The sequence below is a fragment of the Campylobacter concisus genome, from assembly GCF_902460675.1.
In the GTDB taxonomy this organism is placed as follows: Bacteria; Campylobacterota; Campylobacteria; order Campylobacterales; family Campylobacteraceae; genus Campylobacter_A; species Campylobacter_A concisus_AJ.
Genome location: NZ_CABPUQ010000001.1, coordinates 77,242 through 94,033, shown reverse-complemented (window position 1 = coordinate 94,033; position 16,792 = coordinate 77,242). Strand labels below are relative to the sequence as shown.

At 42.7% G+C, this 16,792-nt stretch carries 16 protein-coding genes; 13 read left to right on the top strand and 3 right to left on the bottom strand.

Translation table 11 applies throughout. From position 1 onward, the window contains the following. Positions 1-41 precede the first annotated feature (41 nt). From F3G88_RS10395 to F3G88_RS00470, 3 genes are all read right to left on the bottom strand, one after another. Positions 42-263: a hypothetical protein gene (locus F3G88_RS10395; RefSeq protein WP_223228695.1), complete on the bottom strand. Its 222-nt coding sequence runs from the start codon at positions 261-263 to the stop codon at positions 42-44. Continuing rightward, a complete protein-coding gene (locus tag F3G88_RS10390; protein ID WP_223228694.1) occupies positions 227-391 on the bottom strand; it encodes a hypothetical protein in 165 nt (54 codons plus the stop codon). Before F3G88_RS10390 ends, F3G88_RS10395 begins: the two co-directional genes overlap by 37 nt. 152 nt (positions 392-543) lie before the next feature. Next, positions 544-1,641, bottom strand: a complete 1,098-nt coding sequence (locus F3G88_RS00470; protein ID WP_149715098.1) for a CinA family protein — start codon at positions 1,639-1,641, stop codon at positions 544-546. Between the two features lie 95 nt (positions 1,642-1,736). Between F3G88_RS00470 and ileS the strand changes: the two genes are divergently transcribed. From ileS to F3G88_RS00405, 13 genes are all read left to right on the top strand, one after another. Next, entirely contained in the window at positions 1,737-4,493 is a 2,757-nt protein-coding gene (ileS, locus tag F3G88_RS00465; RefSeq protein WP_149715097.1) for an isoleucine--tRNA ligase, read from the top strand. A 99-nt stretch (positions 4,494-4,592) separates the two neighbouring features. After that, a complete protein-coding gene (gatA, locus tag F3G88_RS00460; protein ID WP_149715096.1) occupies positions 4,593-5,951 on the top strand; it encodes an Asp-tRNA(Asn)/Glu-tRNA(Gln) amidotransferase subunit GatA in 1,359 nt (452 codons plus the stop codon). A gap of 4 nt (positions 5,952-5,955) precedes the next feature. Further along, complete coding sequence (guaB, locus tag F3G88_RS00455; protein ID WP_149715095.1) at positions 5,956-7,404, top strand: IMP dehydrogenase; 1,449 nt, start codon at positions 5,956-5,958, stop codon at positions 7,402-7,404. Further along, a complete protein-coding gene (metX, locus tag F3G88_RS00450) occupies positions 7,404-8,510 on the top strand; it encodes a homoserine O-acetyltransferase MetX (protein WP_107915345.1) in 1,107 nt (368 codons plus the stop codon). The genes guaB and metX overlap by 1 nt, the downstream gene beginning before the upstream one ends. Positions 8,511-8,513: 3 nt before the next feature. After that, positions 8,514-8,705, top strand: a complete 192-nt coding sequence (gene xseB / locus F3G88_RS00445; protein WP_004317712.1) for an exodeoxyribonuclease VII small subunit — start codon at positions 8,514-8,516, stop codon at positions 8,703-8,705. Continuing rightward, positions 8,698-9,492, top strand: a complete 795-nt coding sequence (locus F3G88_RS00440) for a carbon-nitrogen hydrolase family protein (protein WP_149715094.1) — start codon at positions 8,698-8,700, stop codon at positions 9,490-9,492. The genes xseB and F3G88_RS00440 overlap by 8 nt, the downstream gene beginning before the upstream one ends. Then, positions 9,489-10,046, top strand: coding sequence for a DNA-3-methyladenine glycosylase I (locus tag F3G88_RS00435; protein WP_149715093.1), 558 nt, complete (start codon positions 9,489-9,491; stop codon positions 10,044-10,046). Before F3G88_RS00440 ends, F3G88_RS00435 begins: the two co-directional genes overlap by 4 nt. A gap of 153 nt (positions 10,047-10,199) precedes the next feature. Then, positions 10,200-11,735, top strand: coding sequence for a flavocytochrome c (locus F3G88_RS00430; RefSeq protein ID WP_149715092.1), 1,536 nt, complete (start codon positions 10,200-10,202; stop codon positions 11,733-11,735). Positions 11,736-12,133: 398 nt separating this feature from the next. After that, complete coding sequence (locus tag F3G88_RS00425; protein ID WP_103574020.1) at positions 12,134-12,487, top strand: MmcQ/YjbR family DNA-binding protein; 354 nt, start codon at positions 12,134-12,136, stop codon at positions 12,485-12,487. Positions 12,488-12,573: 86 nt separating this feature from the next. Then, the gene (gene murC / locus F3G88_RS00420; protein ID WP_084041740.1) at positions 12,574-13,881 is read left to right on the top strand and encodes a UDP-N-acetylmuramate--L-alanine ligase; all 1,308 of its coding nucleotides are present in this window, start codon (positions 12,574-12,576) and stop codon (positions 13,879-13,881) included. Then, entirely contained in the window at positions 13,881-14,198 is a 318-nt protein-coding gene (locus F3G88_RS00415) for a hypothetical protein (RefSeq protein WP_149715091.1), read from the top strand. Before murC ends, F3G88_RS00415 begins: the two co-directional genes overlap by 1 nt. Then, on the top strand, positions 14,192-14,536 hold the full coding sequence (locus F3G88_RS00410; protein ID WP_107856467.1) for a hypothetical protein: 345 nt from the start codon (positions 14,192-14,194) through the stop codon (positions 14,534-14,536). The genes F3G88_RS00415 and F3G88_RS00410 overlap by 7 nt, the downstream gene beginning before the upstream one ends. Beyond that, positions 14,533-16,734, top strand: coding sequence for an endonuclease MutS2 (locus F3G88_RS00405; protein ID WP_188117440.1), 2,202 nt, complete (start codon positions 14,533-14,535; stop codon positions 16,732-16,734). The genes F3G88_RS00410 and F3G88_RS00405 overlap by 4 nt, the downstream gene beginning before the upstream one ends. The last annotated feature ends 58 nt before the right edge of the window (positions 16,735-16,792 follow it).

The following is a 16,792-nucleotide window of genomic DNA, read 5'->3' as shown; positions in this document are numbered from 1 at the left end:
CTTAGTTAGCTTTTCACAAGTGTTGCCTTTTTTAGAAAGGTCTATTTGCCGCTTTCAAAAATTATGCCTTTGTTGCATTTATAGCTTACTAAATTTGCACGACATGAAGCACCGTAAGCCTGCATAAATTTGGCATAAGAGCTAAACTCGCCACCGCTAATCTCACTTATAAATTTATCCAGCCCATCGCTATTGCCATTTTGTGGGATCTTGCCTTTGCTAAGGTCTATGAGCCCATCCACATAGATGACGTAGCCGCCCATTTTGGCGTATTTATCAAGTTCTGCCTATCTTTTGTGGCGACTTGCTTGCTGTCGTATCTACCAAAATTTGGCTCTGCACCAATGCTAGCGTAGCTAAAGGGCGAGTTGTTTGCTTTTATCTCACCCACCTGTGACTAAGTGTCAAATGCAAATAACGAAGAAATGACGAGTAACAATATCTTTTTAAACATCTTTAGCCTCCTAAATTTGGCTTTTTATTCTTGATACTTTGTTATGAATTTCGCCGTTAAATTTAGTGCTATTTTTAGAAAGATAAAATTTAAGTGAAAAATATCTCGCTTTTTAGGCGAAGTAGGCATAGATAGGCACTTAGCACGCTTTGCTCTCTAACGTAGTTGCGCTCCCCTTTTAAAAGAAGCCTCTCAACCTCGATGTTGCCGTTTCTATCGCCAGCTGCGACATAGACTGTGCCAACTGGCTTGCTAGCTGTACCCCCACCTGGTCCAGCTATACCGCTAATGGCAAGCGCAAAGTCCGCATTTGTCGTGCTTAGTGTGCCTTTTACCATCGCTTTTACGCAAGGCTCGCTCACAGCTCCGTAAGTATCTAAAATTTCATCCTCAACGCCCAGCCACTCATGCTTTATGTGATTTGCGTAAGTCACTAGCGAGCCATCAAAGCTAGCTGAGATGCCGCCATATCTTGCAAATTTAGCCGCCGCAAGCCCAGCCGTGCAAGACTCAGCAAATGAAATTTTAAGCCCCTTTTGCATGAGCCTATTTGCTACAAATTTGATCACATCTTTTTGCGGGATAAATTTTTGTGAAAATAGCGTTTTTACCCCTTGTAAAAAGCTCTCGATCTGGCCAAATTTATTGCTTTTTGCCCTTACTAGTATCAAATTTGGCAGGATCTGCGCGAGGGTGATATCAACATCGTAAGTTTTAGCAAGTGGCAGCATGAGGATCTTAGCGCTATCAGCGTCGATGTCTATTAGATGAAAGTAGCTAAAATCAGGCTCATACTCGACTAAAAACTCGCCTAGCTCTTCATTTGGATTAGCTTTTATGAGATTTATCTGGGCGTTATTTAGACTGGTTAAAAAGCTATTTTTAGAGTAGTCTAAGCTATCTTTAAGCGCAAGTGTCGTGCTATCTTTTAGCTCGAGCGAGCCCCCAGTTAACGTCGCTACGATCTTTGCGGCGATGGCAAAATTTTCATCTGAGCCAAAAATGCTTACAAAGTCGTAATCTTTTGATAAATTTTCGATGATAAAAGGTAGCTCTTTGCTATTTTTTGGAGCAAAACTAACCACTCCAAGCTCGCCAAAATGATCCTCGTAACTTTGAAAAATGTAGTTTAGAAATTCTCTATTTATCTCAAGATCTTCGCCTATTATCAAGATACTTTGTCTCATTTTTAAGCTCCTTTTTTTGCCTCATTATACTATTTTTCAGTGTGATTTAACCAGCACAGGTGTAAAATTAGCAAATTTTAAAATCAAGGTAAAAAATGGACTACAAAGAGACACTTTTACTCCCAGAGACAAATTTCCCGATGCGCGGAAATCTCCCACAAAATGAACCACAAAGACTAAAATCATGGTACGAAGAGCGCAAGGTTTATGAAAAAATGAAGAAAAACCGCCAAAATGCGGCTAAAAGCTTCAACATCCACGACGGCCCTCCGTATGCAAACGGTCACCTACACATCGGCCACGCGTTAAATAAAATTTTAAAAGATATCATTACAAAAACGCACTATTTTTACGGCGAAAACGTCCGCTACGTGCCAGGCTGGGACTGCCACGGCTTGCCTATCGAGCAGCAAGTAGAAGTAAAGCTTGGCGATAAGAAAAAAGAGCTTAGCAAGGTCGAGATCCGGGAGCTTTGCAGGCAGCACGCGAGAGAATTTATAGATATTCAAAGAAATGAATTTAAAAGTCTTGGCATCATCGGCGACTTTGAAAATCCATACATGACGATGAAATTTGAGTTTGAAGCTGACATCTACAAAGCGCTTTGCGAGATCGCTAAAAAGGGGCTTTTAGTAGAGAGAAGCAAGCCAGTTTATTGGAGCTGGGCGGCTAGATCAGCGCTAGCTGAAGCTGAGGTCGAGTACGAGGAGAAAGAGGACTACTCGATATATGTAGCCTTTGAGCTCGATAACGACGCACTAGAAAAGCTTGGCGTAAAAGAGGCGAGTGCAGTTATCTGGACGACTACGCCTTGGACACTTCCAGCAAATCAAGCTATAAGCCTAAAACCAGATGAAATTTACGTCCTAACAGCTGAAAATTTGATCTTTGCAAAGCCACTACTTGAAAGCGTTGTGCAGAGTGGTCTAAGCAAGGGCGAGATCAAAAAAGAGTTTAAATCAAGCCTGCTTGAAAACACTCACGCGATAAATCCACTAAACGGCAGAAAGTCTAAATTTTTACTAGGCGATCACGTTATGATGGATGGGGGCACTGGACTTGTTCACACAGCTCCAGGACACGGCGAGGACGACTACTACGTATGTTTGAAATATGGTTTTAGTGAAATTTTGATGCCAGTTGATGACGGTGGCTGCTACGATGAGAGCATAAAACATCACGGACTATTTAGAATTGACGTGGTAGACGAGTTTGTCGGTATGCACATCTTTAAAGCAAATGAGAAAATTTTAGAGCTACTTGGCAAAAGCTTGCTTAGCGTCTCTAAATTTAGACACTCTTATCCATTTTGCTGGAGAACGCATAAGCCTGTCATTTATAGAGCTACAAAGCAGTGGTTTATAGCTATGGACGAGGCTAAACTAGGCGGCAAAACGCTTAGACAAACAGCGCTAAAAGAGCTTGAAAAGGTTAAATTTTACCCAAGCGTGGGTATAAAAAGAATAGGCTCGATGGTAGAAAATCGCCCAGACTGGTGCATCTCTCGTCAGCGTGACTGGGGCGTACCGATCGCGTTTTTCAGAGACAAATCGACAAAAGAAGTTATATTTGATAGTGAAATTTTAGACCACATCGCAGGCATTTTCAAAGAAAAAGGCGCTGATGCGTGGTGGGCGCTAAGCATAGACGAGCTTTTACCAAAGGGCTCAAAATACAAGGCTGAAAATTTAGAAAAAGTGATGGATATCCTTGATGTTTGGTTTGATAGCGGCTCGACGTGGCATGCGGTCTTACAAAGCGATGAGTACGACGCTGGCAAATACCCTGCAAGCATGTATCTAGAGGGCTCAGATCAGCACAGAGGCTGGTTTCAAAGCTCGCTTTTAGTAAGCACAGCCGTAAATTCTCACGCACCTTATGAGAGCATACTAACTCACGGCTTCACAGTCGATGCCAAAGGCGAGAAGATGAGTAAGAGCAAAGGCAACGTCATCGCTCCACAAGACGTGGCTAAGACTCATGGCGTGGAAATTTTACGCCTTTGGGTTGGCATGAGTGATTATTCAAGTGATCTAAAAATAAGCGAAGATATATTAAAACAAATAAGCGAGCAATACCGCAAAATTCGCAATACGATCCGCTTTTTACTAGCAAACGTAAATGACCTTGAGAGCCTAAATACAGAGTTTAACATCCTTGATAAATGGATACTAGCACGTGCTAAAAAGGTCTTTGACGATGCGAGCGCTTGCTTTAGAAATTATGACTTTTCAAAGGGCTTTAACATCCTTTTAAATTTCCTATCAGCCGATCTTAGCGGCGTATATCTTGACGTTTGCAAAGATAGACTTTACTGCGACGCAAAAGACGCCCCAAGAAGAAGATCAGCTCAAAGTGCGATGGCGATCATCACAAAGGCGCTTTTGCCACTCATCGCTCCAACGCTTACTTACACCGTTGATGAGGTGATGGACTACGCTCCAAAGATCATCAAAGGCGAGGCAAAAGATGCATTTGATCTAGTCTATGAGCCAATCATTTTTGATCTTAGCTTTGAAGATGAGCTGCTTTTTGCCAGCAGGGAGAAATTTAACGAGATCGTGGACGTTCTTAAAAAAGAGAAAAAAATAAAATCAACTCTAGAGCTAAGCCTAGAGACAACTAACCACAACATCACAGGCTACGACGAGCGCGAAGTGGCCGATCTTTACATGGTAAGCTCAGTTAGGCCTTACGACGATAGCGAGCCACTAGCCGAGTTTGAGCTTGAGGGCGATAAATTTAAGATCATAGCAAGCAACCTTCACAAATGCCCAAGATGCTGGAAATTTAACGCTAGCAAAGAAGATGCGCTATGCCCAAGATGCGAAGAGGTCATAAGTGCTAAGTGAGCCAGTAAGCGCAACTATCATAATAGCAACGATCGCTGCGGTGGTCGTTGTCAGCTTATTTGGCATATTTTTGGTTAATAAATTTAAAGGATAAAAATAGTGGTAACTTTAAAAGAAGCTTTGAAATTTTCAGCTGAAGAGATAAAAAATTTAAGAGCCGAGCTTGAGGCGAAGATCATAAAAGAAAAAGAGCTTGGCGCTTATGTCGAGCAGCTAGCAAATTTAGAGATCGCAAAACTAGGTGAGGGCGTGCCTATCGCTATAAAAGACAACATCCAAGTAAAAGGCTGGAACGTAACAAGTGCCTCAAAAATTTTACAAGGCTACGTAGCACCTTATAACGCAACTGTCATCGAAAAGCTACTTGGCAAAAATTTAGCTCCATTTGGCCGCACAAATATGGATGAATTTGCGATGGGAAGCACGACTGAGAGCTCATTTTACGGCAAAACACTAAACCCACTAAATCACGCTCACGTCCCAGGCGGCAGTAGCGGCGGCTCAGCAGCAGCAGTCGCAGCTGGCCTTGCAGTCGCAGCACTTGGTAGCGACACTGGTGGCTCGATCCGCCAGCCAGCGGCATTTTGTGGATGCGTAGGACTTAAGCCAACCTATGGCAGAGTGAGCAGATATGGCCTTGGTGCCTACTCAAGCAGCCTTGATCAAATAGGTCCTATCACGCAAAACGTAGAAGACGCAGCCATTTTATATGACGCGATCGCTGGACATGACCCAAAAGATAGCACGAGCGCAGATGTGCCGTTTGTTGGCATTAGCGACAAGATAGATGGTAACAAAAAGCTAAAAATTTGCGTTGTTAAAAACTATGTAGAAAACGCAAGTGAGCAGACAAAAGTCGCTTTAAATTTAGCCATCGAGAAGCTAAAATCACACGGCCACAGCGTAACTTACACAAATTTTGAAGACTCAAAGTATGACGTCGCTGCCTACTACATCATCGCAACCGCAGAGGCAAGCGCAAATTTAAGCCGCTACGATGGCGTGAGATATGGTAGACGCGCAGATGCTAGAAATTTAAAAGAACTATATGTAAATTCGCGCTCAGAGGGCTTTGGCGAAGAGGTAAAAAGAAGAATTTTGCTTGGTACATTTGTACTAAGTAGCGGATACTACGATGCTTACTACATCAAAGCACAAAAAGCAAGAGCACATATAAAAGCTCAATATGAGAAAATTTTAGAAGAAAATGATCTCATCTTTATGCCAGTTGCTCCAAGTACAGCTTATAAATTTGGAGCACATAGCGATCCGCTTCAAGCCTATCTAAGCGATATCTACACGATCAGCGTAAATTTAGCAGGCCTACCAGCTATCTCTGTGCCAGTTGGCAAAGATGATCAAAATTTGAACGTGAGCGCCCAGCTCATCGCAAAAGCGTGGGACGAACAGACCTTGATAAATGGTGCTAAGAGCCTAGAAAATTTAATAAAAGGATAAAAATATGAAGATAGTAAAGAGAGCTTTAACATTTGAGGATGTGCTTCTTGTGCCGCAATACTCTGAAATTTTGCCAAAGCAAGTTGATGTAAAAACCAGGATCAGCAAAAACGTCACGCTAAATATCCCGATCATCTCTGCTGCGATGGATACGGTGACTGAGCATAGAACTGCTATCATGATGGCGAGGCTCGGCGGTATCGGCGTCATCCACAAAAATATGGACGTCGAAAGCCAAGCAAAAGAGGTCAAACGTGTCAAAAAAAGTGAAAGTGGCGTTATCATCGATCCTATCTTTATAAATCCAGAAGCGACCGTGGCTGAAGCTCTAAGCCTTATGTCAGATCTTCATATTTCAGGCGTTCCAGTCATCAACAAAGACCGCAAACTAATAGGAATTTTAACAAACCGCGATTTGAGATTTGAGACAAATATGAGCGTTTTGGTAAAAGACCGCATGACAAAAGCACCGCTTATCACTGCACCAAAGGGCTGCACGCTTGATGATGCGGAGAAAATTTTCTCTCAAAATAGGGTTGAGAAGCTACCTATCGTCGATAAAGATGGCAGACTTGACGGGCTTATCACCATAAAAGATCTAAAAAAACGCAAAGAGTATCCAAACGCAAATAAAGATAGCTACGGCAGGCTTCGTGTGGCTGCGGCTATTGGCGTGGGTCAGATAGAGCGCGCTAAAGCACTTGTTGATGCTGGCGTAGATGTCATCGTCATCGACTCAGCTCACGGCCACTCAAAGGGCATCATCGACACTTTAAAAGAGGTAAAAGCAAATTTTAATGTCGATGTCGTAGCTGGCAATATCGCAAATCCAGCAGCCGTAAAAGACCTAGCAGAAGCAGGAGCGGACGGCATAAAAGTGGGCATCGGACCAGGATCTATTTGTACTACAAGGATCGTTGCTGGCGTTGGTGTGCCTCAAATTTCAGCGATCGATGACTGCGCAAGCGAAGCAGCGAAATATGGCATCCCAGTTATCGCTGACGGTGGTTTAAAATACTCAGGTGACGTGGCAAAAGCCCTTGCAGCAGGTGCAGCTTGCGTTATGGCTGGTAGCTTACTTGCAGGATGTGAAGAGAGCCCGGGCGAGCTCATCACTTTCCAAGGCCGCCAGTATAAAGTATATCGCGGCATGGGCTCAATAGGCGCTATGACAAAGGGCAGTTCAGACCGCTACTTCCAAGAGGGCACCGCTCAAGACAAGCTTGTGCCTGAAGGCATCGAAGGCCGTGTGCCATTTGCTGGCAGCATAAAAGATGTGATCCATCAGCTAATAGGCGGCCTAAGAAGCGCTATGGGCTATGTTGGCGCAAAAGATATCCCAACTCTTCAAGAAAGAGCTGAATTTGTCGAGATAACAAGCGCAGGACTAAAAGAGAGCCACGTCCACGACGTAGTTATCACTCACGAGGCACCAAACTACAAAGTTAATTAGTGTTAGACCTGCAAACTAGAACTATTAAATTTAACGAGCCACTCTATCTTGAGAGTGGCCGTATGCTATCAAATTTCAAGCTTATTTATGAGACTTACGGCACGCTAGATGCTGATAAAAGCAACGTTATCGTGATCTGCCACGCCCTAACTGGCTCACACCACGCTGCTGGCACCTACGCAGGCGATGAGAAAGCTGGCTGGTGGGACGGGCTAATAGGCAGCAAAAAGGCGGTTGATACCGATAAATTTTACGTTATTTGCGTAAATATCTTAGGCTCGTGCTTTGGCTCGACTTCGCCGTTAAGCGTTGATCGAAGTAGCGGCAAAGAGTATAGGCTAAATTTCCCAGTCCTTGCCATAAGTGACGTGGTAAAGGCGCAGATGAGGCTATTTAGCGAACTTGGCATCACAAGGGCAAGAGCTGTGATAGGCGGCAGTCTTGGCGGTATGCAGGCACTTTGCTACGCTATCGAGTTTCCAGAATTTGCGCAAGATATCATAATGCTTGCAAGCACCTATCAGACGAAGCCTTGGGCGATAGCGTTTAACAAGATCGCCATCGAAGCCATTTTAAACGATGAAAATTTCAAAAACGGCGAATACGACGTGGAATTTATAAGAAAAAATGGGCTAAAAGGCATGGCTTACGGCAGGATGGCAGGGCACATCAGCTTCTTAAGCCCTGATAGCATGGATAAAAAATTTGGACGCAACTACGTCGAAACTGACGGCCTTTACGATCTTTTTGGGCATTTTCAGGTCGATCGCTACATGGAGTATAACGGCTACAACTTCCCAAAGAGGTTTGACCCGCTAAGCTACCTATATATCGTAAAGATGATGAATATCTTTGACTGCACAAGGCACTACGATAGCCTAAAAGACGCGCTTGCGCCGATCAAAGCAAATTTGCACCTTATCGCATTTAAGGGCGATCTACTCTTTCCGCCAAGCTGCATGAGAGAAATTTATGACGCACTTTGCGAGATGGGCAGAGAGGCAAAGACAAATTTTATAGAGATAGATAGCAATTACGGCCACGACGCCTTTTTGGTCGAGATAGAAAAATTTGATGGATATATAAAAAATATATTAAAAGGATAGAAAATGGAGCAAAAAGAGCAAAGTTTTGAAGAGAAATTAGCCCTTGCAGATAAAATTTTAAACGATCTAAACAAAGATGATGTGAGCTTAGAAAACAGCATAAAGCTGCACGAACAGGGCAAAAAACTCTTAAACGAGGCAAGAGAAATTTTAGAAAACGCAAAACTTAGCATAAAGCAGGTGGATGATGAGTAAAATTTGCGCCCTTCAGCTACCAACGCAGCCATTAAGCGAGGCGAGGCTTGATTATTACCTTAAAATTTGCGCGGATGAAAATGCAAGGCTAGTTGTCCTTGGCGAATACGTGCTAAATAGCTTCTTTAAAGAGCTTGCTAGCATGCCAAAAAGCCTCATAAAAGAGCAGAGCGAGCGCAAAAAAGAGGCGCTATTTGCGATGGCAAAAAAATACGATCTAAATATCATCGCGCCTATCATAAATTTAAAAGGCAAGGAGATTTTTAAGAGCCTAGCTAAATTTAGCCCTACGCAAGTAAAGCTATATGACCAGCAAATTCTCATGCCATATGCGCACTGGAACGAGGCAAAATTTTTTAGCAACGCAAGCGAGGAGCTAAATTTACCTATCTTTACCTACGATAAATTTAAGGTTGGCGTCATGTTTGGCTTCGAGGCGCATTTTGACGTGTGCTGGGCGTATATGAGCGCTAAAAAGGTCGATATCGTGCTTGTGCCAACGGCTTGCACGTTTTTTTCTCAGGCGCGCTGGGAGGAGCTTTTAAAGGTTAGAGCCTTTACAAACAACCTCTATGTGCTTAGAGTAAATCGCGTAGGAAGCCATAAGAGCGAGGACGAGCAGTGGAGTTTTTATGGTGATTCGATGCTTATTAGCCCATTTGGCGAGGTTAAGAATAGGCTTGGCAAGAACGAAGAGATGATGATCGATGAGCTTAGTAAAAAGGAGCTTAGCGAGGCTAGAAGCACCTGGGGCTTTATGCAGATAGAGGCGAAATTTAAAAGATGAAGCGCTGCGCCTGGGCGGATAAGAGCGAATTTAGCAAGAGCTATCACGACTGTGAGTGGGGCAGGGCGGTCAAAGATGATAAGAAATTCTTTGAAATGCTCATTTTAGAGGGCTTTCAAGCTGGTCTTAGCTGGGACTATGTGCTGCGAAAAAGAGCTGGACTTGCTCAAATTTTAGATGGCTTTGACGCAAAAAAGATCGCTAGCTATGACGAGGCAAAGCTTCAAAGCCTTCTAAGTGATGACAGAGCGATCAAAAACCGACTTAAAATTTACTCTCTGCCAAAAAATGCCAAGGCTTTTTTAGAGCTTTGCGCCGAGTTTGGCTCGTTTTATAACTACATCTATAAATTTACAAATGGCAAGCGCGTGATAAACGACATAAAAAGCGCCAAGGACATGCCAGCAAGTAGTGAGCTCTCTAAGCGCATCTCAAAAGATATGAAAAAGCGTGGCTTTAAATTTGTAGGTGCTGTGATCATCTACTCGTTTTTACAGGGCGTTGGCGTCATCGATGATCACGAAAATGAGTGCTTTTGTAAAGGCAAAATTTAAACTCATCACTAGAGCAAATCTTAATACAAAATAAATAATTTTAAGTAATCTTTATCATAAATAATCCTATAATTTTAGTAATCACAAAGGGTTTAAACTAAGGTGTAAATTTAAAATTTACAGGCTTTGGCGTAATACTAAAAAGGAGACGCTATGAGTAAAGTTTCTAGACGTGATTTTATAAAATTTGGTGCTGTTTCGGCTCTTGCTGCAAGCGGAGTTTATGCGAGCGATATGCCAGTCTTTAGAGATAAAGATGTCAAATTTGACGAGGAGTGGGATGTCATTATCATCGGTAGCGGATTTGCTGGCCTTGCAGCCGGCATCAAGGCAAATGAGCGAGGCAACAAGGTTCTTATCTTAGAAAAAATGGGACGAGTTGGCGGCAACTCTGTGATAAATGGCGGAATTTTTGCCGTGCCAAACAGCGAACTTCAAAAGAAAAACGGAGTCAAAGACTCAAAAGAGCTTTTCATCTCAGACTGCGTCAAAGCTGGTCTTGGGCTAAACCACGTGGAGCTTCTTGGCATCCTTGCTGATAGGGCGGTCGATACTTTTAACTTCACCGTAAAACACGGCGCAAAATACCTAGACAAGCTACTTCTTGAGGGCGGTCACAGCGTGCCAAGGACTTATTACACCGAAAACACAAGTGGCTCTGGCATAGTCCAGCCTCTAGCTGAGACATTTAAAAATTTACAAGGCTGCGAGCTAAGAACAAGGTGCAAATTTGATGAGTTTGTAACAGATGAAAATGGTGCAATAGTAGGCGTTGCGGTGCGAAATGACTATAAATTTGATAAAAATTTATTTAGCGATGACAAAGAGAATAAAAGCGGCGAGCGTAAATTTATAAAGGCTAAAAAGGGCGTCGTGTTAGCAAGTGGTGGCTTTTGCAGTGATAAGTTTTTTAGAAAGCTTCAAGACCCACGCGCAGTGCCTGAATTTGACACCACAAACCACCCAGGCGCAACTGCAGGTGCCTTGATCTCAGCCCTAAAAATAGGCGCTTTGCCTGTTCAAATCGGCTGGATACAATACATCCCTTACAAATGCCCTGACGAAAAAGGCAACGGCATCACAAGTAAATTTGCCTCACAAGCTGCCTTTAGATACGGCATCTCAGTCGATCCAAAGACTGGCAAACGCTATATGAACGAGCTTGCTGACCGCAAGATAAGAGCTGATGCTATGTTTAGGATAATTGATGCTAAAAACGACAGCTATCCTATAAATTTATGCGACTCTGTAGCTGCTGCAAAGCTAGTCGAGAGCGACCTTGCAAATCCTATGAAAAACGGCGTCATAATGAAATTTGACACGCTAGCAGACCTTGCTAAATACTACAAAATGCCAGCTGGCGAGCTAGAAAAAACGGTTGAGAGATACAACGAATTTGTTAAAAAAGGCAAGGATGAGGATTTTGATAAGCCGATTAAGCTAACTGACGGGCTAACCATCTCACAAGCCCCATTTTACGCTATGCGCGGCGCTCCAAAGCTTCACCACACAATGGGCGGCGTAAAGATCAACACCAAAGCTCAGGTGCTAAACATAGACGATGAGCCGATCAAGGGACTTTACGCTGCTGGCGAGATCACTGGCGGCACGCACGGAGCTAGTAGGCTTGGTAGCTGTGCGATACTTGACTGCCTAACATTTGGTATGATAGCTGGGGAGAATATTTAGATTTACTCGTGCTGAATTTGGAGGCAGTTTGTTTTGTTATTGGCTTATGCAGGCAATGCTAGCCTCCATATCATCGGTACAGAGTTTAAAATTTTGTTTTTTATTAGTAAATTTAAAAACTTTCATTCGCTCACAAGAATTGACTACTAAATTTTGGCTTCGCTTACAGCTTAGCTCAAAATTTAGAGCCGAAATTGCTTGCTCATGAAATTTTAAAATTTATAAATCACTAAACCTGTGCGAAGCACAGCAACCTCTAACGTGCGAGGGGTTTGGGGGATCTAAAGGGGGATAAGGGGACGACTTTGCTTCGCAAGCTCGCAACTGCAAGCAGACCGTAATTCAAGTCCCCTTGTCTCCCTTTTAAATAAAATGATAATTTTATTTCGGAGTGAAATTTGAAACGAAGTGAGATAGAGAAATATATAAAAGAGAAATTTGACATTTTAGGCGAGCAACTTTTCCCAAAATATCCAAATTTTCATGCCTTTCGTCACAAGAAAAATGAGAAGTGGTTTGCGCTACTTATGCAGCTAAGCGCTAGCAAGCTAGGTCTTGAAAGTGACGAAGTGATAGAGGTTTTAAACCTAAAATGCAGCCCTGATCTAGCCATGGTGCTAGTTGATGAGAGGCAAATTTTTAAGGCATATCATATGAATAAAAAGCACTGGATAAGTGTAAATTTAAACTCAAAAATCTCACAAAAAACCGTTTTTGACCTGATAGATGAAAGCTTTACGCTAAGCAAATAAAAGCCATTTTTCAGCCTTAAATTTAGTAGTTTTTGTTAAAATCACGAAAAACTTAAGGATAAAATTTGCAAGAGCTAAACAACGAGATCAAAAAAGTCCATTTCATAGGCATCGGCGGCATCGGCATCTCAGCCATCGCTAGATTTTTACACGAAAAAGGCCACAAGATAAGCGGCAGCGACATCAAAGAGAGCAAGACGACGCTTGAGCTAAAAGATGAGGGCATCGAGGTCATCACGCCGCACTGCAAAGAGGCGATAAAAGACCAAGACTTCGTGGTCTATTCAGCTGCGATAAAAGAGGACAACATCGAGCTAGTGGAGGCCAGAAGAAAGGGCATAAAGTGCTTTTCAAGAAAAGAAATTTTGCCTTACGTGCTTGAAGATAAGTGTGTCTTTGCAGTAGCAGGCGCGCACGGCAAGAGCACGACTTCAGCGATGCTAGCAAGCCTAATTGAAGGCTCAGTCATCATCGGCGCCATTTCAAAGCAGTTTGGCTCAAATATGCGCTACGCCAAAAGCGATAACGTCGTATTTGAGGCTGATGAGAGCGATTCTAGCTTTCTAAACTCAAACCCATATCTAGCCATCGTCACCAACGCAGAGCCAGAGCACATGGAGCACTACGATTATGATCTAGCTAAATTTTACGCAGCCTACAAGGGCTTTTTGGAGCGCGCAAAGGTTAGAGTGATAAACGCTGAGGACGAGTTTTTAAGCACGCTTAAGCTTGATGCGATCAGGCTTTATCCAAGCAGTGATATCACCGAGCTTACAATGGTTGTGAGAGATTATCAGCCATACACTAGCTTTAACCTTAAAAATTTAGGCAAATTTGAAGCCTTTGGCATGGGCGAGCACATCGCCATAGACGCATCTTTGGCTATTCTAGCTGCGATGCACGAGACGCCGCTTAAAGACATAAGAGAAAATTTACTAAATTTTAAAGGCATCAAAAAGCGTTTTGACATACTTAGTGCAAACAAAAATTTTGTCCTTATTGACGACTACGCACACCATCCAACCGAGATAAAAGCGACGTTAAAATCAGTCTTTGAATACGCAAAAATTTTAGGCATAAATAGCGTCACAGCGATATTTCAGCCACACCGCTACACAAGGCTTAGCACAAATTTACCTGGCTTTAAAGAGTGCTTTAAGGGCGTTGATGAGCTTGTTATCTTGCCAGTTTATGCAGCCGGAGAAAATCCGATCGAAGTTGATATGAAGAGCGAATTTAGCGAGTATAACCCGATCTTTACCGATAAGGTCGAGAGGGTTGAAGAGGGGATAGAATTTACAGATGAATTTGGTGTGAAAAACCGCCTAAGTGACGGCATCGTAGTTGGCTTTGGAGCGGGCGATATCAGCGTGCAACTAAGAGGCGGATATTAATGGATCTAAGCACTTTCAAGCCTCAAGATGAAAATGAAATTTTAAAAGAGATAAAAGAAAAAGAGCTAAGCGAGAATGAAATTTCTAGCCTTATAAATTTAGGTAAAAAAGATATCTTGATAGCCCTTGCAAGGTCGCAAAAGCTAAATAGCGCTCAGATAAAAGATATGCTGCCAAATGCCCCGTATCTGGCCGTTTGCTTGCTGGTTGAAAAGCAAGATATCAGCGAGGTTAGAGCTGAAATTTTAGAAAAGATCAAGCCTCATGCAGAGCTTTACAAAGAGCTCATCGCAAAGTATAAAGGCGTAAAATGGTAAGAAATTTGATAATAATCGCCGGCGTGATGCTGCTTTTTGGAGCGATCTGGGCGATAAAAGATGAAAAGATCAGCAAAAGCATAAAAGTGCTCGTTAGCGCAGTGCTTGTAGTGATCCTTGTTTGCGTCTATTTTTACGAGGAGAATTTATCCAAAAACGAGGACGCCATATCAAAGCTAGTGACTGACTTTAAGCAGGGTAAAGTGCTAAAATGCGGCGATCACAACGTCAGTAATAAGAAATTTAACTACGAATTTGGCACGGCGTCATTTTTACCAAAGCGAGAATTTAGTGATCTTTCAGGCGTCATCGTGCCTATAACGAGCTGCGAGCAATGAACGATATCTTTGCAAAGCTCGATCTAGGCGAGTATCTGGATAAATTTAACTCCTTTTTAGCAAGGCAAAAACCGCTATTTTTACAAGGCGACAGCAAAATTCACTTTGAAAACATTAGCGAGCTTTCAAAGTATGATTTTAAGGCGCCTGACGAGATAAAAGAGCTTGATGACGCGCTTATGAGACTTAGCAAGCAAGCAGTGCTTCACATCAGTGAAATTTACGAGTTTGCAAAGATTATTAAGTATTTTTCATATCTAAAAAAGCAAAAATTTGAAGGTAGGCTTGGCGAGTGGATCGCTAAAGTTGAAATTCCTGAAGCGATGAGTCAGATGGCAAACAGCTTTGATGAAAACGGCGAGTTTAGCGACAGCGTGGACGAGAGATTTTACGCGATAAAGCAGGCTTTTAGCGAGAAAAAGCGCCAGATCGACGCCGAGCTTAAAAAGCTCATCTACTCAAAGCACATCACGCCCTATCTAGTCGATACCCAGACGCACTATATCAACTCGCAAGAGGCACTTTTGGTGCGCGGCGGCTTTAATCACGCCCTAAAAGGCACCGTGATCGCTAGAAGCTCAGGTGGCTACTTCTACGTCGCACCTGCAAGCACCGAGCGCCTAAAAAAGGAGCAAAGCGAGCTGCTTGATAGAAAAGAGGAGATCATTTTTGAGCACTGCAAGAAATTTAGCCTGCAGATGAGTAAGAACCTGCTCTTTTTGAAATTTATAAATAACGCTTTTGATCAGTTTGATGCCTATCAAGCGCGCGTAAATTTGGCTAGATCGCGTGACTATGAGTTTGTTTTACCAAATAGCTCACACGTCATAAAGCTTGAGAAATTTGCCCATCCAGCGCTAAAAAACCCAAAGAGTGTGAGCGTGGATTTTAGCAAAAAGGTGCTTCTCATTACTGGCGTAAATGCTGGCGGTAAGTCGATGCTTTTAAAATCGATCATCTCAGCTACGCTACTTGCAAAGTATCTGCTGCCTATGCGTATTGACGCAAATCGCTCAACTATCGGCTCTTTTAAAGAATTTGACGCGATTATAGAAGATCCGCAAAGTGTGAAAAACGACATCTCGACCTTTGCTGGCAGGATGGTGCATTTTGCAAAGCTTTTTACTAAAAAATCGATCATCATCGGTATCGACGAGATCGAGCTTGGCACCGACTTTGAGGAGGCTGCGAGCTTGTATGGCGTCATGATAGAGCGCCTCATCACTCAAGATATCAAAATGATCATCACGACCCACCACAAGCGCCTTGCGATGTTACTAGCTAAAAACCCAGAGGTTGAGCTAGTGGCGGCACTTTACGACGAGGCGGCCCAAAGGCCTAAATTTGAGTTTTTAAAAGGCACGATCGGCAAGTCTTACGCCTTTGAAACGGCGGCAAGATACGGCATATCTCAAAATTTAGTGGCGCAGGCAAAGAAAATTTACGGCGAGGATAAAGAGAATTTAAATGAGATCATCACAAAGACTCTAAATTTACAAACTAAGCTTGATGAGGGGATAAAAGAGGTCACGGCAAAAGAGGAGCGGCTGGAGCGCTTGCTTGAGGAGCAAAAAGAGCTAAAAGAGAGAAATGAGATCAAGCTAAATGCGACTATTTCACGCCTTGAAAAAGAGTATTATGAAGCGATAAATGCGGCAAAAGCTGTTATAAATTTCAAAGAGATAAAAGACAAGCAAAGGGCGCTAAATGTGGCAAATGAGAAAAAAGCTGCCATCGTTAAGCCTAAAAAAACTGAGCGAGAGAGCCTAAAAGTAGGCGATAGAGTGAAATATGAAAATATAAAAGGCACGGTTTTAAGCATCTCTAAAAATGACGCGATGATCGAGTCAAATGGTATAAATTTACGTGTGCCACTCGAGCTTTTAAGAAAAAATGGCAACGAAGTAGTCTTGCCTAAAAAAGGTGGCGTAAGCCTAAATGTCGATAAGCCAAAAACGGCGTCATTATCGCTTGATCTGCACGGTATGAGAGCTGACGAGGCGATAGCAAAGCTTGATAAATTTATCTCAGATAGTCTTGTTATGGGATTTGATGAGGTTAGCGTATTTCACGGCATTGGCACTGGCAAACTCGCCTTTGCTGTCAAAAATTTCTTAAAAGAGCATCCAAGCGTGAAAGAATTTCATGATGCACCGGCAAATCAAGGCGGATACGGTGCAAAGATCGTTAAACTTTGAGCTAAATTTTTAATTAAAAAATGAAAGAAATTTTTTATTTAGCTTAGATATAATCTAT